The organism is Proteiniborus sp. MB09-C3, from assembly GCF_030263895.1.
Lineage (GTDB): Bacteria > Bacillota > Clostridia > Tissierellales > Proteiniboraceae > Proteiniborus.
This window is the reverse complement of the sequence record NZ_CP127161.1, coordinates 1,261,294-1,281,205: the sequence shown is the minus strand read 5'-3', so window position 1 is coordinate 1,281,205 and position 19,912 is coordinate 1,261,294. Positions and strand designations below refer to the sequence as shown.

Annotated in this window: 15 protein-coding genes; 1 reads left to right on the top strand and 14 read right to left on the bottom strand. The window is 31.8% G+C overall.

Going from position 1 to position 19,912, the window contains the following annotated elements:
* Window positions 1-68: 68 nt before the first annotated feature.
* From pglZ to QO263_RS06080, 11 genes are all read right to left on the bottom strand, one after another.
* Window positions 69-2,624, bottom strand: a complete 2,556-nt coding sequence (pglZ, locus tag QO263_RS06130; protein WP_285627677.1) for a BREX-1 system phosphatase PglZ type A — start codon at window positions 2,622-2,624, stop codon at window positions 69-71.
* 16 nt (window positions 2,625-2,640) lie between these two features.
* Window positions 2,641-3,384: a DUF3226 domain-containing protein gene (locus tag QO263_RS06125; protein ID WP_285627675.1), complete on the bottom strand. Its 744-nt coding sequence runs from the start codon at window positions 3,382-3,384 to the stop codon at window positions 2,641-2,643.
* The gene (locus tag QO263_RS06120) at window positions 3,381-4,445 is read right to left on the bottom strand and encodes an AAA family ATPase (RefSeq protein ID WP_285627673.1); all 1,065 of its coding nucleotides are present in this window, start codon (window positions 4,443-4,445) and stop codon (window positions 3,381-3,383) included. The genes QO263_RS06125 and QO263_RS06120 overlap by 4 nt, the downstream gene beginning before the upstream one ends.
* Window positions 4,446-4,458: 13 nt before the next feature.
* A complete protein-coding gene (gene pglX, locus QO263_RS06115) occupies window positions 4,459-8,100 on the bottom strand; it encodes a BREX-1 system adenine-specific DNA-methyltransferase PglX (RefSeq protein WP_285627671.1) in 3,642 nt (1,213 codons plus the stop codon).
* A 17-nt stretch (window positions 8,101-8,117) separates the two neighbouring features.
* Window positions 8,118-11,699: a BREX system P-loop protein BrxC gene (gene brxC, locus QO263_RS06110; RefSeq protein ID WP_285627669.1), complete on the bottom strand. Its 3,582-nt coding sequence runs from the start codon at window positions 11,697-11,699 to the stop codon at window positions 8,118-8,120.
* A gap of 18 nt (window positions 11,700-11,717) precedes the next feature.
* Complete coding sequence (locus QO263_RS06105; RefSeq protein WP_285627667.1) at window positions 11,718-12,296, bottom strand: DUF1788 domain-containing protein; 579 nt, start codon at window positions 12,294-12,296, stop codon at window positions 11,718-11,720.
* Window positions 12,297-12,893, bottom strand: coding sequence for a DUF1819 family protein (locus QO263_RS06100; RefSeq protein ID WP_285627665.1), 597 nt, complete (start codon window positions 12,891-12,893; stop codon window positions 12,297-12,299).
* Window positions 12,894-13,088: 195 nt separating this feature from the next.
* The gene (locus QO263_RS06095) at window positions 13,089-13,448 is read right to left on the bottom strand and encodes a DpnII family type II restriction endonuclease (RefSeq protein ID WP_285627662.1); all 360 of its coding nucleotides are present in this window, start codon (window positions 13,446-13,448) and stop codon (window positions 13,089-13,091) included.
* A gap of 164 nt (window positions 13,449-13,612) precedes the next feature.
* A complete protein-coding gene (locus QO263_RS06090; protein WP_285627661.1) occupies window positions 13,613-14,305 on the bottom strand; it encodes an IS1096 element passenger TnpR family protein in 693 nt (230 codons plus the stop codon).
* Window positions 14,306-14,800: 495 nt separating this feature from the next.
* A complete protein-coding gene (locus QO263_RS06085; protein ID WP_285627658.1) occupies window positions 14,801-15,865 on the bottom strand; it encodes an NCS2 family permease in 1,065 nt (354 codons plus the stop codon).
* A 32-nt stretch (window positions 15,866-15,897) separates the two neighbouring features.
* Complete coding sequence (locus QO263_RS06080; RefSeq protein ID WP_285627656.1) at window positions 15,898-16,491, bottom strand: isochorismatase family protein; 594 nt, start codon at window positions 16,489-16,491, stop codon at window positions 15,898-15,900.
* A 254-nt stretch (window positions 16,492-16,745) separates the two neighbouring features.
* On the opposite strand from QO263_RS06080, the gene QO263_RS06075 reads away from it, so the two are divergent.
* Window positions 16,746-17,630 (top strand): LysR family transcriptional regulator, encoded by an 885-nt coding sequence (locus QO263_RS06075; protein WP_285627653.1) that lies wholly within the window; start codon window positions 16,746-16,748, stop codon window positions 17,628-17,630.
* A gap of 147 nt (window positions 17,631-17,777) precedes the next feature.
* Here the strand turns inward: QO263_RS06075 and QO263_RS06070 are convergent, their stop codons facing one another.
* From QO263_RS06070 to QO263_RS06060, 3 genes are read right to left on the bottom strand one after another with little or no spacing between them, the layout of a single operon-like run.
* Window positions 17,778-18,128 carry a DUF2200 domain-containing protein gene (locus QO263_RS06070; RefSeq protein WP_285627649.1) on the bottom strand — a complete coding sequence of 117 codons (351 nt, stop codon included), beginning with the start codon at window positions 18,126-18,128 and terminating at the stop codon, window positions 17,778-17,780.
* Window positions 18,129-18,182: 54 nt separating this feature from the next.
* The gene (locus QO263_RS06065; RefSeq protein WP_285627646.1) at window positions 18,183-18,986 is read right to left on the bottom strand and encodes an alpha/beta fold hydrolase; all 804 of its coding nucleotides are present in this window, start codon (window positions 18,984-18,986) and stop codon (window positions 18,183-18,185) included.
* A gap of 23 nt (window positions 18,987-19,009) precedes the next feature.
* On the bottom strand, window positions 19,010-19,624 hold the full coding sequence (locus QO263_RS06060; RefSeq protein WP_285627643.1) for a TetR/AcrR family transcriptional regulator: 615 nt from the start codon (window positions 19,622-19,624) through the stop codon (window positions 19,010-19,012).
* Between the last annotated feature and the right edge of the window lie 288 nt (window positions 19,625-19,912).

Genomic DNA, 19,912 nt, shown 5'->3' with positions numbered 1-19,912 from the left:
GTTTATTTAATTTTTCTTTTAAGTTTGTTTCTTTGTCTGTGATTTCCACGTAGCCCACCTACCTACTATTAAAATCCAAAGTCATTTACAATTGCTAAGTCAATCATAAATGGTACTTTGTCGTAGACTTTTTCTGCTGTTTCATCCTCATCTTCCATAACTAAATAATATTTTTTACCCTTATCATAAGCTTGATCCTTTAATGTAAATCTCTCTCTAAATGTACGTTCTTCAGGTTTGGATGATCTACTATCAGCAATAATAATATTTTCATTAGAAATTCTGTTATCTTCCTCATCTACAAAGTAAAGTCTCAATCTAATAGGAGTTTTCTTTTCCTCTACCTTTTCTGTTTGGAAGAATTCTAGGTAGATAATTCTATTTGTAATCTTCCTTGATATATTTGTAAGCTTCACTTCTACCTTAGATGATTTGAATTCGTCTTTTCTGATATTTTTAAACTTAATCACAGGAATGATTATTTCCTGAAGAGCACCACCACCATGAACATAATTATCACCAGCACCTTGTACTCTAAATCTAGTAACGCCTTTTGGAATTATTGCATTTAGCCTTGATTCTTCTCCAAGTAAATACTTCATAGGTATAGATAACAGCCCCTGCTCTTCAATCTTGTCTTCAGAAAGGATAAATCTTCTTCCCTCATCTATTGCCTTTACATCAGCTTTTCCTATTTTGTTATATTCCTGTAATGATGACCTTCTGTAAATAAATCCATGATCTGCTGTAATGTAAATATTTGTAGCACTTACATTGTTGACTAGATTCTTAATTAAGTTATTTAAATCCTCAAATGTCTTTTCAACTGCTGGAAATACATCTCTTTCCGTAGAAGCCTTGTCCCCTATAGCATCAATAGCATTGTGATAGATATAGATTAGCTTCTTTCCCTCAAATACTTCCTTGTATTCTGCCCTACTCATATCCTTAATATGGTTATACTGTATAGCTACTACATCTGTTGAGTAGTTTGAAAGTATTTTTTGCCTGTTTTCTGTTCCTGATGAATTTAAGCCATCTACTATTACCTCGGATTTATCATTAATCTCTATTTGCTTATGTGGAAGTAGTGTCGCCATTCCTAGCTTTGTATAAGAAGGCATGACTCCCTGCATAAATGAAAGCTCAGCCTTACCTCTTCTATCTCTATTTAGTATATCACTAAATTCCTTTGCAGCTTCATATCTGAATGCATCTGATATGATTACAAATACTCTTTCCTCATTTCGTATATATGGTGAAACATATTGAGAATAAAAATCATGCTGTTTTGTAAGTCCACTAATTCTTATATCATTAATAAGCTCATTTTCAATAATTTGGGACCATTTCATAGACAGTTCTTCTAAATACCAATTTGTATAAATATTTTCAATTACCTCTACAAGCTCAGAAAAACTGTCTTTATTATCTATGTTGTCATAAGCTAAATAGAATTTCCTATAAAAATAGTCGAAAAGATAATAGGCTTTAGTATAGTTTTCTAATAGTTCATATGCTGTGAATCCTTTAATAGATTTCTGTAATTCGTTTTCTAGCCTTAAAATTTCCATTCCGTAATATAGTGTTTCATACTCATTACTTAATTTATTGTACCAATGAGTAGTTTTTCTTCTGTTAATGATCTTTCTATAATTCTCATATTCTCCAGTGTTTTCTACTAAATTTGTAATTAATCTACTTATTATTTCTTCATCGAAAGCTCTGAAGTTATCACATTTAATATAATCCTCTATGTCCCATCTCTTGATATATTCCTTTATATTTAGCTTTTTCTCCATATTATTAGCCATAGCATCATACATTTCATGGTCCACAGAATGACTCATAAAATGGTCAATAAATATAATGACATCACTTTTCTTTGAGGAAATGAACTTCTCCCAGGTACTTGATATTCTTGCCTCTAGATTAGAGCTTAAGCTTGTTATTAAGAACATAAGCATTAGCTGTTCAAGATTTCTTTCTTCTAGGTGATATCCATACTTTTTCTCTACTATGTTCCAGAATACATCTATATCCCCAAACTTATTAATCTCTTCTAAATATCTATCCTCACCCTTTATTTCTTCTATCAGTAGAGTTTTGACTACTAAATCAAAGTCTATGATCGGTAGTTTACAAAGAGAAGATAAAACTCCAACTTCAACCTTTTCCTCTGTATAGTTTTGAATATTATATGAGGAAAACTTTTTATATCTTTCCTTGTTATTAAAGAATTTTATATGTTTCTTAAATACATTTCTTAGAGTTTCATCCTCTACCCCTAGATTTCTCATCATGACAGTTGCTTTGTCAGTTGAAAACTGTGTACTGTACTTTTCAATATCTAATAGCCAGTTTTCTCTTGGTAATGGCTTAGGGTTAGGTGAATAAATCAGATAATTTGAAGTTGTGTCTTCTTTTTCGAGTATATGCTTTATATAAAAGCTGTTTCTATCAGTTAAGTGCAAAATCTTAGCGTTTTCAAGTTCTAGTTCATTAATTTCTTCTGTAAATTCTCCATCTGAGTCATACCAGAATACTATATTTCTACGTTTTCCATCAGATGGCTCTTTATTTAAATTTTCTTCTAGTATCTTTTTTATTTCTGTTAAGTTCACTTCATCACCTACTTATTTATATTTCTTCTAGCTTTCTAAATCCTTCTTGTATTGTCCTATATTCTTCCCAGTTAATATCTTTTAGCATAGAATCAATAGGTGTAAATGTTTTTTGAGGAAACATTGTTCCAAGTGTAACTGCTAATTCACCTTTTAGTTTGAGTCTTTGATTATTTAGATAGTTAATCAAATCAAATCCATTGATATATTCTTTACTCTTGTTTACTATATATGCTTCCTCTTCACCAAAATCAGTAATAGCATCTAAAATAAAAGTTTCTAGGCCACCCTTTTTATTAAAAGGAATAATGATAGGTAGTACTTTCACTTCATTTTCCTCATCATATTTATTTAAGTAACTACAAGTACTCCATTCATTATTCCTTAAAGTGCCTACACGAATTTCTTGATTAATGAGATTGCACTCAAATCTTTCTAATATTTCTCTATCATCTTCAGCTTGGTCACGATCCGTTAGAATAACAAGCTTTTTATAGGAATTCTCTTTTTCAAAAGCCTTGTTGGCTTCGATAATATTGGTTAGAGCAAAATTAAAATTACTTGCTCCTCCTACTGCCCAGATGACTAGTTCATCTTCACCTTTTGTATATACATTAACTTCTTCATTCTCAAAATTTCTTATTGGTAGCCCAATGTTTTTGGTTAACTTTTTATTAAAGCTCCACCTTACTACTTCACCAAGATAATAGCTCAGAAGGATTGCATCTGTTTTCCCCTCACAAAAAATTATATTTTTCATCCTCTCAACTCCATATTAAAATCTTCTCTAAATTTATATGCCTCGAGGCCATCTAAAACTCTTACCTTGGTATGGTAATAATCATCACCTTTTTTTAAGGTAATGATATTTATAGATTCTTTTAAATATTGTTCTCCCTTTAATCCCATAGCACATTCCATCAATGCATCTAGGGCCTCTGAGCTATGAGTTGTTGCAAATATCTGTACTTTATACCTATTGGCAGCTTCTATAATCCATTCAAATACTTCCTTCAATGCATTGTAATGAATTGCAGTTTCTATTTCGTCAATTAGTAAGACCCCTTCTTTTGTATTGATTATACCTGAAGATAGATAAATCACTTTTTTTAATCCATCTCCATAAGCAGAAATAGGCAACATGCCTGTGGTTTTGTGTTGTATATAGGTTTTAACTCCATTTTCTTCTTGGATAGTCTCTATTCCAATGATATCTTTGTCAAATAGTTTTATAACTTCGATAATCTCAGACTTTTTGCCCTTTTTGATAACTCCATTTATTATTTCTTTATCAACATGATCAAATGGCATTACCCTTGTCATCTTTATAGGAGAAAAACTATCACTATCAGTAACCTTTAGCCTATCAGTTTCTTCGTCTATGTATAATTTATTTTCAAATCTATTTGCTTCAAAATCAATTTCCTCATATGCTATAAATCCCTCAAAGGCTTTAACTTTAGGTTTAAATGAACCGCTCTTTATTGTTTCAAAAGGTAAAACATGTACATTGCATATTATACTTTTATTTTTGATAATTGCTTCAATCTGAACATTTTTATAACCATTAAAATTATTTTTACTTAAGCTGTTTTCAAAACTATGAAAAGGAGTACTTAGATCGAAGCCTTCCCTTTGTCTCAACACATTTATAAAGTGTCCTATTTCCCCTGGATATTCCAATATATTAATGGCTTCCATTAAAGAGGTTTTGCCAGTATTATTTTCTCCTACAATAAAGTTGATATCTTTCAAATTCGATAATTTAAAATCTTTAAATCCTCTAAACCCATCTATATATACTGAATCTATATACTTCATTTTTTCACCTCCATTATATTTTTGCCAATAAATCAGCTTTTAATGGTTTCCTTCCTTCCCCTTGTGGAACTTGAACTCCTTGGAATTTATCGTAGTTTACTACTACTCCATCATCTAAGTCTATATCTATCTTTTGGTTTGCAACATGGGCTATTACTTGGTCGTAGGCTAGACATTCTTGTATTTGTTTATTTATTGAGTCTTTTTTCTTCATTGCAGTAGCTTTTTCTCTTGGTGATAGGTTAGATTCTATGAGTATGTCTAGTCTCCTTACTTCTGCTTCGTACATTTTTTGCAGTTTATGAAGGTAATCTGTTCTAACCCTTGCTACTGTTGATAAATCATAGCGGTGCATGTATATAAGAGTTTTAAGCCCGTTTTGTTTTCCACTATCAAATAGCCAGTATATAGGACGTTTTTGATAAGTTTTTATATGGTCATTATAGAAATCTTTTAAGAAATATCTTCTTATGGTCTGTCTTGAAGTTTCGCCAGTTTTTTGTCCTAATGTTTCTGCTATATAGTCTAGATTTTCCTCTAGTGTTTTCTCTCCAAAGGCAATCTTTACAAATTCTACAAATCTATTTACTATATCATCTTCAAAATAATCGTCATCTACTATAGGTATTACATTGTCCATAGTTACATCTACAGATGAGTTTTGCCATCCTTCTTTTGTTTTAACTTTCAGTTGTCCGTTTTCGATTATAAATTTATCTCTAAACTCTCCACCTGCATAGATTAGACCTTCTTCATCTAAGGAGTATCTACCAAACATACAGCCTACTGCATAGGAGATGAAGGATTTTATATCTCTTTCCCTATCTGCTTTTCTTATGGTTATGTCTTTGTCCTCTACTTCTGAAGTTAGTTCGTCTTGTAGTCCATATATATCTATGAAGATACGGTTTAGTTCTTCTTCGTTTGCTTTAAGTTGGTTGAATTGTGATTGTGTGAATTCACTCCATGCATTGAAGGCTGATTCTATAGTTCTATTTTCCTTTTTAAATTCTACATTCTCAATTCTCAATTCTCCATTTATTAGAGGGTGACGTTTGAAATCCCATGAGGTTTCGAAGGAATCCCAGTCTTTTTTTGAAATATCAATATTTCTTTGTACTATATTTTCAATTACATCTTCTAAATCCTTCCTCTCCATAAATGGAATTATTCCTACATTACCAACCTGAAGGCTTAGAGTTGGATTAATGAATTTTGTATAGAAAACACCTGCTTTCGAAGATAAAAAACCCAATACATAATATATATTTCCCTTGGGCAAGATTGCAGGACTTGCTGAGTCAAAAAGTTGATCTTCATAAAATCTAATACCAAAATATGAACCAGATGTTTTAGACCAGCTGAGGAATCTTTTAAAAAACATATTTTCACCTTGGATTCCTGAGTTTTTTCTACTTCTTATTTCAGCACCATCATTTTCCCAAAATATTGCATATGTTTTATTTCCATACCATCTCCTGTATTCTCCACCCTTGTGATGTGCAATCCATCTAGCTTTTTCTCTTACCTTGTTTGCAGGGTAAAATATACTAATATCTATTTCATACCAAAATCGTATATATCTTTCATTGTTACCCGTTTTTATCCCTTCACTTATATTAACTGATTTACTTCGTAAAGATGGGTACTTTACGAAAGAATTTTTTACATTTCCATTTACCCAATATGCTATAGGACTTCCTGGTATTTTTGCAAAATCTTTAGTGCAAGATTTATATCTATACTCTATTTCTCGTTCTCTTATTGCCTTTAGAGTTTTTTCTTCCTTTTCGATTGCCTTCTTATAATCAACTAGTCTAATATAAACTCCATTATAGTTATCCAATGTATTGTTCCTACATATAAAAGCTGTTGATTGTACAACCTCACCGCCTATTTCTTCAAAAGTTCTTGCCCCCAGATGAAGCATAGAAACAATAGTGCTATCCTCAATTAATTTTTTTCTTAGTTTTTCAAAACTAGATAAAAACATCCAGGAATGCTGATTTATCATAGATAAGAAACCTTCATCTTTTAAATATTTTTCATCTAATTCCATGAATACGGCAAATAAATCTGCTTTCGAATTAGGGAAATTTTTACTCAGATAATCAGATAATTTAGGATTCATGCCTGCGTTACCCATATACGGCGGATTAGTACAAACCACATCATACTTCTCACTCATTATCCTTCCCTGTTTAACAAGTACAGGTAATTTCTCTAGTATAACTTCCTTATACTGCAACTCAAATAAATCTAAAGTTTCTCTATCTTTTATCGCTTCTATCCTTCTCTCAATAGCATCAAAATCTACTTTCTTGACATCTAGTATTGAGCCATATTCTTTAGCATCATTAAATGCTTCTATTAAATATTCAACATCCTCTTTGCCAATGTGCTTCTCTAATGTAATATCTTTAGGGTTAACTAGATATTCAATGGCTTCCTTTGTTATCCCATTACTTTCTTGAATCGAACAAACATTTAACTCTACTTTTCTTCTAAATATCCTTCTATTCTTACTCCTTGCCTTCATCATAAGTGCAAAGGCTGCTAGTTGCCCTGCTCTATCATCTATATCTAGTCCATATAGATTTTTCTCTAATATTAGTTGAGGTATGTCTCTTTCTGAATAGCCTGCTTTTAAGTAGATATCATAAAGTACATCAAAAGCATAGACTAAAATATGGCCACTTCCCATGGCTGGGTCTAGTACCTTTATATTTTCTGGGTTTAAGTTAGGATCTTTTAGTTCATCAAGCTTCTTTTGTACCTCTGGCTCTTGTTCTGCTTCTTCTAGGTAATATTTCCATTGTGCTTTTAATTCTTCGTCTGGGTAGGATTCTAGCCAAAGTCTGCCTAGTGAGTTTTCTACCATGTATTTTACTATCCACTTTGGAGTAAATAGCTGGGTAGCAGCAGGTATGTTTTCTTTTGTAATCTTCTTGTTTTTCTTTAAGTCTGCAAATACTTCGTCTTTCTTTTCCGATATATAGTATTGATAAAGCCAGCCTATAATCTCTACTTGATCTTTATAATCATCTTCTTCTATGGACTCTACTAAATCCCTTATAACAGAGCCTTCTCCTAAAAGATTGTCTGGTAATAGTAGCTCTGTGTAGTCAGATATTTCTTCAAATACCATAGGCATTATTTTACCTAGTTCATTACACTGTTTTATTAAAAGGTATTTATATAAGTCCTGTGTATCATTAGAATCTATTAGTCTGTATGCAATTTCTTTATCTAAGTCTAAGTCTAAGTCTAGATTTAATGCTTCTTTTATAATATCTGGCTCTGTTTTACCTTCTTCCACTGATGATAGCACTCTTACACCTGTAGGAAGGTATTCATTGACCTCCATAAAACGGAGGGCAATTAATCTATTAAACCATGTGTAGGCTACCTCTTCTATTACTTGTTCAAATCCTTTTGTCTTTATGCTAGATACTAGTTTTTCTCTTTGTTTTATTTCATACTTCTTATAGACTTTGCTATTTTCAATGCCTTTTACTCTAAATCCACCTTCAAAGGTTTCTATATCCTTTATTTCATTTTTTGTAATACCTAGTTCATATGCTTTTTGGGTAATATCTTCTATGAGTTTATTTCTTGCTCTTACTGCAAAATTCTTTATAGCAGATTTGTTCATCTATGACCCTCCTGCTCTTAGATTAGTTTTAGTTTTGTGTTTTCAGTTAGCTGCTCTTTTAGACTCTTACGAATTTGTTCTAATACTTCTTCTATATCTTTATCAGTCTCAATTTCCTTTGCACCATGTAGCATGTTAGATATACTTACATGTATGGTTTTCTTAGTTACATATGGTGGTGTCTCTCCTTCACCTGAAGTTGTTGGTGGTTTATTGCCACCTACTGCTGTTTTTCTCTTCTGCTTTTCTTTATCTATTTCATCAAAACAGCGAATCTTTATTCTATCTGATTCTTCCTTCATTGCTATTGCTTCATAGAAGTTATTTGCACTGTCTAGGCGTTTTAATAGATTATCGAACAAATCTTTAAACTTGGTGTATAGTTCATCCTTAAATTCATATATGGATAATTCATTTAATACCTTTTCACAGTCGCTTTTAATTACATTTCTCACTGGCTTACATTCTTCTTCTAGTAACTTTGTAAATTTATCTATAAATTGATCTATTAAGTTAGGTAGTTTGTGGATTTCAGAATATGGCTCTTTTGCTTTAACTATTCTTTCTATATCTCCAATCAACTTGATAGTTTCCTTGTCAACTACATAGGTGCTATTATGTTTGTATATGTCTAACTGCTTAATAGCATTGTCAAACTGCTCTCTTTGATTTTTGAAAAACTTCTTTACTTCAAATACATCTTCTTCATAATTTAATAGCTTATCTTTTAACTCATATACTTTTTCGTAAAATTCAGTGCTATCTCTTAGGGCCAATATTTCTTCAAATAGCTTCTGACCTCTTTCTAATACTTCTTTTCCCGGATAATATATATTGTTTTTATAATTCTCTAGTAGAAAACATATTCCATAATCATTTGTATCTGTACTTATCAAGTTTAGTTCTTGCTCACATAGCTTTTTGAATCTTTCCATTAGTCCATCTTCATCATTTGGCATTGCTGTAGTATCAAAGACTTCCTTGGCTAAGCTTTTTACATTGTTTATATATTTTGCCGGAACTTTAGTTCTTTTCTTAATAACTAGTCTATCTTGATAATCTCTTTTAGTTAGATAATTGATTAAATCCTTATCAAATATACCGATATATTCACTTCCTAGCTGTAGCTTCACTTCCTGAGCTTTAAATAGTCTTAGTACTATACCTACTATATCTAAGTCCTTCCATCCATAAGGAGCTTTTGAATATAAACTAACTATAGACTTTATTGTCATAGGAATATTTCTATCTGTGTTTCTCTCTATAAAGCCATCAACCTCATCTACTGCTAATTTATTTGGCATATCATCTGTTATTTTTAGCTGCATGTCTTCTTCTAATATGATATCGTTTAGATCTTTGTTGCTTTCTACAAATGTTGTGATGTAACTAAGCTTATTGTACATGCTCTCAATAAGTACTTTAAAGCCTTCGTTTATTCTCTCTACTGGATTCTTTGACCGAATGTCTAGTTTTTGTGAGTTAGCATAGAGTTCTGCTGATTTTATAGCTTCAATAAGTGATGACGTTACCCTATCTCCTCTTTCCTTTACTTCCCTAGATTTTCTAATCTTAATTTCTTCTATTTCTGGAGTAGCTGCAGCTCCGCCTTTTCTCATTAAGTAGGTTTGAATCTTTAATACCTCTTCCATTTCCTCTAAGAAAGTAGTATCCATAGGCAGCTTTACAATTAGATTGTTTTCTCTTGTAGACATCATTTTAAGCTCTTGGTCTGTTAGTTCTACACCTGTATCATAATATGGGGTTATAATCTTTAATCCTATTTCATTCCTTTGAGGTGACAATAATCTATCGTCTATTATCTTATTGAAGTCAAAATGATATCTGGAATTATATCTATATTTCTTTTCATCGTAAATTCCTTCGAAGATTTCTTCTCCTATTTTCAATATAGTCTCGCTCATATCAATAGGAATGTTTTGAATTTCTTTGTTTACATCCTGTTCTTCGTGAGTAAGGAAAATATACTCGTCACCATTTTTTTGGATTAGAGTTTCTTTTAATAGTCTCTTTAATGATTCTTCTATTTGTTTTTTCAGTTCAATTTTGTCATCGTCAATATGTCTAACCATTAAGGTCGCTATATTTTCTATATTTGAAGGCATTTCTTTTACGTATTTAATTAAAAATAGTACTTTTAAGACTTCTACATCTTCTTTTGTTAAACGTTCATTGTCCTCGGCTTTTATAATGACTGTTCTAATATTTGAATCTAAAAATGCTTCTACAGTTTCATAGAAGGCCCCAAATGGTATAAGTGTGCCTATTTCACTATCTGCATAGATAATAGCTGACTCTTGGAATGCACTAAGTAATGAACGCTCTCCTTCTGACAAGTGTTTACCACTAGCTCCATGCAGCCTAATACCTGTAAATACAGATTGAAGCAAATTAAATTGATATGGTATAAATGGATATACATTTACAAAGTCTTCTTCTGTTTTATAAATCTTCATTTCTGGTGTATCAGCTGAAAAAGTAATTAGATTTTTCAAAATAGCTTCTTTATCTTGATATAATAGTTTTAATGTTTCTCTAGCTACTTCAGTTTTTCGAAGAATTCTTTTCTTTATGACTTCGTCCACATTTGCTGATGATAAAATAAGTCTAGTATTAAATCTACCTTGAATTTTTGAAAAGTCGTTACCTTTTACTTTAGTGATAGAATCTATGTCCTGTTGTGATGTAACAATGACCCAAGCTCTTCCACCACAGTGGGTACCTAAGTCTTCTACTACTGTTTGGAGATTAAGCATTAGGCCTACATCATCGCCTATGTATTGTCCTATTTCATCAACTAAAAAAACAACATGATGATTGTTTCCTTTTGACTCTATATATTCCTTAACTAGGTTAGCGAATTTTTCTATACTTAATGAGTAATTTTGTTCAGCCTTATTGTACCAGCTTCTAGCTGCTTCCTCGCTCATTTTTGTTGTTTCTGATAGTGCTTTTACTATATTATCTTCTTCAAAATAAAAGTCTTCTCTTGAATCTTCCCAAGTGTTACCTGATAGCTCTTCAAATTTGGTTTTGAAAGTATCATATGTACCATCTTTTACAAGTTGTCTTTCTAGCTCAGCAACCCAAGGAAGTGCAGCGCAAAAGTCTTGCATTTCATTGAAGACCTTCATGAAAACTTTAACAATAGCATCCTTATTAGCTTTTGAAGTAGAGTCTGATTTGGAATCTATATTAAACAAAATCACATCTGTACTAGTATCTCCAGCCATTTTTATATCAGCTAGCATCATAGAATCCTCTATTTTATCATCAAAATAGTGAATAGCATTTTGACCCTTTACTTCTTTATTTTCTAATAGATATGATAGTATTTTTAAAAAGTGAGACTTACCGCTTCCAAAGAAGCCTGATATCCATACCCCCATTTTATCTGTGTAGCTATTTATACCTTTTTTATATGCTTCAAAGAATTCACTAAAGTGTTTAGCCAATTCTCTAGTTACAACATATTCTTCAAGCTCTTGGTAGACATTTGATTCATTATCTTGTCCAATCTTAATCACTCCTTTAATATCCCTGTCTATCTCTTTATAAAACATTTTCCTAAGTTGCATAATATCTCCCCTTTTTGTTTATCTTTCAATCAACTTAAATGCCCTATAATAATTGTCATCCTTTATTTCGTCAAATAGCTTAAGCTCAAGTCCATCATATACACCTGGAAAAAACATTATAAGCGGTACTTCGTCAATGACTGAATGTAATGTGTTTAAAACTGTATGAGATCTGATAATAGGCCATGCTTTTCCTACTCCAGTCAAAAATACTATGTCATTTTTCTCTACTCTATCTCTTATATACTCTACTACTAGATCATTATTTTGAGTTAATCTAAGGGTTTTCTTAATAGCCTTTAGTATGTGCTCTGTGCCTTTTTGTTTTTCCATATCAAGAACCTTGTTTAAATACCCTTTGTTTTCTAGAACTTCTAACATGATCTCATATAAGTCGAATTCTTTAATCTTTATTTCAGAGCTATCACTATTTATTTTCTGCTTTAGGTATCTAATATGCTCCCTAACTATAAGCTCATCACTGGGATCATAGTCAAATATATAATACCCTATTTCATTACCTAATCCTTTGTTTTCTCTAAATCTCTTCTCCTGTAGCTTAGGAAGAATTTTATCTAGTCTTTCATATATATCCATTTACATCTCCCCCAACATGACTCCTAGGTATACTGTGTCACCTATATCTATTAGATGATTTTTAACTTCTTCCTCTATTATCTGAGGTATAATTTTTACTTCATTTTTTGTGTTCTTGATGAATCCCGCTTCTGATAGAATTCTTTTATATACTTGTTTAAGCTTATAATAGGTATAGTCTTGCCATGATGCAACCTTTTCACTTTGCTCCGCTTTTATTCTAAAGAATATATTAAAATCTTTGTCTTCTATGCTGTAATCTTTTAATAATATTTTTTCTCTATAGACTTCTTTCATGAACTCGAAAAAAAGCCTGTCTGTTTTGAGTATGCTATAAATAGTTAGCTGTTTACTTGTTTGTAAGCTACCATTTGCGATTTTATCTAATATGTAATCATCTAATACTTGTATTCTATTAATAACTGCTGAAGCAATTTCTTTTTTTCGGGTTTCTGTATTGACAGAGAAAATATTTTCCTCTAGTGATTCGTTTTTTATATCTTGTTCGCTAAATCCTTGAATTCTCAAGGATATTGCCTTCTTTAATTCTAGATATAAAAAAGGTCTGGCTTTCAAAATCGATGTATATTGTAACATATTTTATAATCACTTCCTTTCAAATGGGCCACTTTGTTAGTTATATTATATCATTGTGGGGATGGATGTCTAGTAAAAGTAATTTTTAAAGAATAATTTTTCATAGACATAAATTCTATGTATTGAAAAATAAAATACCTCGACTTAGGTCGGGGTATTTATATTAATAATATGTATGAAAAACAATTATTAGTTTTATATTATTTTCAGTTGTTTAAAAACATATATTATCATTAATAAGTTGTTGTTCAGAGGCTTTTGAGAAGTTTCCCAACCTATGCCATCAGTAATCCATATAGATTTGTCAATAGTATCCTTATCTTTGAGATAATCATTTAAGGCCGTGAATTCACCCGCTACTGATTTTAATTTTGAACCACCACCTAAAAAGAAGTTGGTTTCCATCAATACTAGTCTGCCATTATTATTAATAGCAAAATCATACTGCCTTGATGATTTATCTACTGATAAGTCAATATTCCACTCGTTTTTAATTTTGGATTTTGTTGCTTGTGAAATATATTTTAAACTTAAATTCTTACAGATCTCCTGCACATACCATTCAATGTTTTATGTCCCAGAGCATAGTACTTATAAAAAAACCGTAGTCATTAGTGGTATGGTTCACCATATCATTATATCGGCGGTTTTAGCTTCACAGTTCCTTCTTTAGGTAATATAATTTTTTATATTGTAAATACTGTGTCGATACCTACTATTTAATCTAATTGATAAATATCATTTTCGCCGCTATATCCACATACTCCCATACGTGGTGAGTTTGTAATATTCATTACATAACATTCTTCATCATCATACTCTTCCATACATTTTTCACAAAGAGGTGTATAATCACTCCATTCACTTCCCATTGCTATGTAAGTAGCCTTTTCTCCACACTTCTCACAGGTATATTCCTGCATATTATTTCTTGCAAGTAAAGTCACTTTATCCTTTGTAGCAATTCCGCTATATTGTGCTACTACTTCAAGCTTCAAAGTAGTTGTACTTCCAAAATCGTAATCATGTTTAAACACTCGCCCTATACTAAATACATCTTTTAATTTAGTTTTGCTCATATCCTTTACTTCTCTTCTAAATAGACCGAAATTTGAATCATCTATATTATCTTCATAAAGAGCATCTCCTATTTTAAATGCACTTAAATGTCCACAGCATTCTAACCATATATCTCTTAAGAAAGAATCTAAATCACTTAATGTAGCACTCTCTTTTACTTGTATATAAAGCCAATAATCTTTATTATAAAAACCTTCCACTTTTATCATAAAATAATTCGTTTTTCCTTCACCTAAATTATTACATTTAAGCAAGTGAGTTTTCATTGCACCTTTTCCTAGTTCTTTTTTGCAAATATAACATCTTCCTTTTGTGCTTGTTGTTCTTGCCATTTCCTTCCCCCCATTTTCTATCATTTTATATGTCTAACAGCAAAAATCAAGTAATATTCTATAATTTTTATCTGTGTTAATTGTTTTATACAAAACAATTATATAGCTTATTAATACCCTATTCAATTTAATATGACTAATAGTTAGATATTTCTTTTAATTTATACAATATTATTAACACTATAATTATACCTATCTTTCAATAACCCTATACATTTAAAGTGTATAGTTCATGGAGGGTACAAAATGTCATACACCCCACGACATAATAGTCAACAACTAAATTTTTGACATCTTTTAAAAATAAAAAACGCAGATATATAGTTCTTTACTTTAGTGTCTATTCTTAATTACACCGTTTTAATATTATGTGAAAAAATTTCATTGATATTCCAAATTTAATGAAGGTGATATAACAATAAATTACATAAAAAATCCTGTTCAGAATATATTCCAAACAGGATTTTTCATTTCCTAAAATCTCAGATGATACCCTTATAAACCTGTAAAAAATCTTACTATCAAGCCTGCTATCATCCCAACAAAAGGATCTGTAACAGAAGTAACTATAGTAGTTACACCTGCTACCATAGGAGCCTCACTAAGGGCAGCACTAGCATTACCAGGGAATACTACCAATGCACCTAAAACGAATAGAAATCCTGCAATGGATTCACTTGGAACATACTTAGCAACTTTAGGTAAAAACTTGACAAGAAGAATAATTGCCATAAAAACCATCATCATAATACCACTTCTTACGGGATTTGGCGCTGCTGCAGTACCACTGATGATAGCCTCTACAGGACCGCCGCCAAGGAAAGCGCTTGCAGAGTCGGCAAGACCAGAATATAAGGTAATCTTGTCAACATTTACTGCTGCTCCTGCAATACTTCCTGTAACACTTGCATAAGCGATATTACCTCCTATTTGCAAAGTAACTAGAGCAAGAACACTACGAATAACATTATAATTAAACATGAATTTCAATGGTTCAAACTTTTCGTTGCTTAAATCTAAAGGACTTTCTTCATTTTCAGTTTTTTGTGAGAAGCGTTTCATCAAAATATGCACTAGGGTACTGACAAATACACTGACAACGATAGTGTATATCAAATTATTATCAGTTAAAAAATAAACCAAAATAGCGGAAGCCATAGCAATACCACCTGCTATCTTGTTCTCCTTGCACATCATTATACCTGTTTTGGCAAGCATAATACCTACACCTGCCATCATACTGTTTAAAACAGCTGGGCCGATAAAATCAATGGTAGGATTAAGAAGGCCCAAACCACCAATAATTGCCATTACAATACCCGTTAAGAATACTATATTTAATCTTTCATTTCTATTTTTACCTAATGTTCCTGCCATAACAATAGATTCTGCTTGGAAAGAAATAGGGGCTACCTGTCCAAATACCAACATGCCCACTGAACCAATCAAAAAACCAGCCGCAGTTGGTAACAGTCCAAAACCGTAGCTAAGGGACAAAAGACCTTGAGGTAGTCCATTTACTACAACAGCTATTGCTGCCAATAAATCCTCAAAAAACATAATACTCACCCCTTGTATGTTTTTTTATTTCTCTACTTTGCGAAATGATTTATCAGTTCTTCACTTGTAACAACATCACCAAATACATAGTCAACATTTTTCAGATATGCATCATGTAGGTCAGGGCTTGTACCTGCTACGCAGTCTGATAATACAATGGCACGCATATCTCTTTGATGAGTATCTAAAACTGTTGCAAACACACAGACATTTGTTGCTACTCCTGTTATAATTAGTGCTTTTTTGTCTAAGCCTTTCATCAAAATATCTAAATCTGTAAGATAAAAACTTGAATATCTTCTTTTAACGATTACATAATCTCTTTCGTCAGGAACTAGTGAATCTACTATTTTTACACCTTCTGTTCCTTCAACACAATGCTCTGGCTCGCTTCTCTCTAGCTCCATTCCGAAATCAGTTTTCTTTTTATTGTGCATCTCCTGAGTGTAAAAAATAGGCACATCGTTTTCATACGCCCAATTCTTCATTTTTAAAATGTTTGGAATTAACTCTCTACCTCCGGGACATTCAATAGGTGCACCCTCCGCTAGGAAATCGTTTTGCATATCAATAATAATTAGTGCACAATCCTCCTTTTTCACCTTCGATAAATTGTTTATAGCCATTTTCATCTCTCCTTTTATCTTTTAATTTTTTTGGTGTAATACATTTTATAGATACCATTGTGTTTTCATAATTTTCTGATTAATTTAATTATATCATTGCATGTTTATAGATCAAAATATATAATATATTATAAATTCAATAGGTTTTTCCTATAGTAAATAATATTTTGTTCTTAAAATGCGTATTATAATGATATTGCTTTCAACTATACAATTATCGATGGATATTTTTTATTATATAAGGAGGTCAGAATATGAACTATAACATACTTCGTTACATCATCACAGTAGCTGAAGAAGGGAACTTTACTAGGGCTGCTAAGAAGCTCTATATTTCTCAGCCTTCCTTGAGTCAAATAATCAAAAATGAGGAGAAAAAGCTAGGTATTTTGCTGTTTGATAGGAGTAACAACCCAATAACTCTCACAGATGCAGGTCATGAATATGTCCGTTGGGCACGTCAAATAGTATCCATACATGAGAATATGGAACGGCATTTACAGGATTTTTCAACAAATGAGGCTTCAGTTCTTCGAATAGGTATACTTCCAGAATGTAGTGCTTTTATACTTCCTGCTCCCCTAAAAGCTTTTCGAGAGACAAACCCCAAGCGATATGTTCAAATTCATGAATTAAGCAGCAATGATCTTCAAGATAGTCTAGAAAACTCTGATTTGGATTTTATTGTAGGTCTTACCCACCCCAATACGTTTACATATTGCAGTGAGCCTCTTTATGACGAAAAAATAGTCTTGGCGGTAACTCCTGATTTTTCTCCTGACAATGAAACTGTTGGGGAAGTGGATCTTGCTGATTTTGCAGATGCACCTTTTGTTATGATGGAAGAAGGACAATTTCTCTACAATGTAACTCATGATCTATGCAAAAGAAGTGGGTTTGTTCCTAGGACAGTAGTGGAATGTTATAATCTTGAAACCGCCCTTCACATGGTGAAGGCAGGGGTGGGAATAGCTATTATACCTGATTTAATGTCCAGACTAGTAGGTGGACTCAATTATTATAATATAAAGGGCTTGACACCACAGTCTCAAATATCCGTGGTTTATCGCCGTGATCGCCATCTTACTCGAGAAGCCAAGGAACTGATAGAGCTTATTAAAAACAATATAGAAAAATGATTTAATGGCGGTATAAATCTGTCATATTTCTTATGTAAAACTCTGACAGAATGCGCAGATGCTTTTCAAGATTATTGTTGATTCAACAAAAAACACCGATCCTTTTATATTTTATATATGAAATCAGTGCTTCTTCATTATTAATTATCATTTCCGTAAAATCTTATTCATCACTTTTCCCTTTGCTAACTCATCGATCAGCTTATCTAAATAGCGAATTTCTTGCATAGTCGGTTCTTCGATGTCTTCCACTCGGACACCGCAGACCACACCTTTGATCAAAGTCCGTGAGGGATTCAGTTGAGGAGCTTCCGCAAAGAAGGTTTCAAAGTCTATCTGTTTTTCCAGTTGAACCTCTAATTCTTCCTGGCTATATCCTGTCAACCAACGGATGATTTCATCGACTTCTGTTTTCGTACGTCCTTTTTTCTCTGCCTTTGTAACATAATGGGGATAAACACTTGAGAAACTCATTGTATAGATATGATGTTTTGTCATAATACATCCTCGCTTCTATAATTTTATTTATTGTATCACGAAAAATAGTCGGGTTCATATAAAAAACCTTAGTACTTGCTGATTAAAATCCTTAGCCTCTTCATATGCCCCATGTCCAAGGCCTTTATACAAAATCAACTTGCTTTTATTTATTCTCTCAGCCATTTCTTCGCTTGCATTTTTTCCTACGACTTTATCGCTATCACCACCTATTATTAAAGTAGAACATTTAATTTTATCTAGTTCATCATAAGCATTATGATGAAGACATGCATTAGCCTGAATAATGAGTCTTTTAAAGTTTTTTGGTTTCCCAACCCTTGTAAGAATGGGATAAAACACCCTATATTTTTTAAGTTTATCTTCTGTAAAGGTTTTCTCCATAGTATCTATAATTAAATTTCTATAATCATTATTCTCAGCTAATGTTATCCAGTTTTTTATAACTTTCTGCATAATATCATTCTGCTTCGAAACAGATACCCCTATAACAAGTTTATCTACCATTTCAGGGTAATCAATAGCAAGATATTGAGATATCATTCCTCCTTGTGAAACACCCATTATATAAGCATTTTTTATGCCTAGATTCTCCATGGCAATCTTTTGGTCTTCTGCCATATCTCTAATCGAATACCCTTCTTCAATATGATTCTTTCTGCTAAAAACATATACTTTATATTCTTTAGCAAATAGTTTATACATTCTTGCAAGCAATATTTTTGTTCCTTTGACAGTTCTTAATCCATCTCCTAATCCCGGTATAATAATAAAAGCTTTTTGACCACTACCAAAAGTAGCATAGTCCATATCTGTTCTACCAACATTTACTTTCCCTTCTTTTGCCTCATAAAACATCATAATACCCCCCTCATTTAATCTCATAATCCCTTTTTTAGCATCTCAATATATTTCCTAAGTTCTCCCATATAGCAGTCCTTAATATCATTGATATTGGAATATTGGTCTGCTTCTTTAATAAATTTTTCATTAAGCCCCTCTAGAACCCATTTTATAACATTTAAAGCCTTTTCCTTTTCCCACTTTAATACTTGTGTTTCAGCACCTTCTATTATTTTATTATAAAAAGAATGTCCAGTAAGTTTATATCTTTCCACAGTCTTCTTGTATATACTTGAATTGTCATCATTAAAAGCGCGCTTTATAAGATTATATTTATCAATATTCTCTATGTACCAATTGAATTCTGCCTCTGCATATGTAAGAATAAATTGAAATATCTCTCCTTTAAGCTTTGGCAACTCATCCTTTAAATCCTTTACAAAATCATCTATGACATAATCTAATATATAAAAATATAACTCCTCTTTATTAACAAAGTATTTAAATAAACTCCCTTTTCCTATAGAAGCTTTTTTGACAATGCTATTGGTGGATGCCTCATTGTAGCTATATTGTGCAAATTCACTTAACCCAGCATTGATAATTCGATTTCTTTTATCTATATCCAATTGATAAAATAGCTCTTTAGGCATATTTATCTCCCTCACATTTAGTAACTACTTAAAATTCATTTAGTGACCACATGGTCTCTAGGATAATACTATAATTATTTTCAGCAATTGTCAAGCTTTAAAGTAAGCAATTAATACAGTTACGCTTTAAAAGACCTATTCCCAATATATTGGAAATACAAAAAGGCTAGATTTCTCTACCCTTTTAGCTTCATATTATTTCTTCTTTATCAATGAAACTATATTGTCATATAAATCAATATCGCTTATCCTATTTATGATAGGGTTCAGCGCATCATAAGTGGTGTT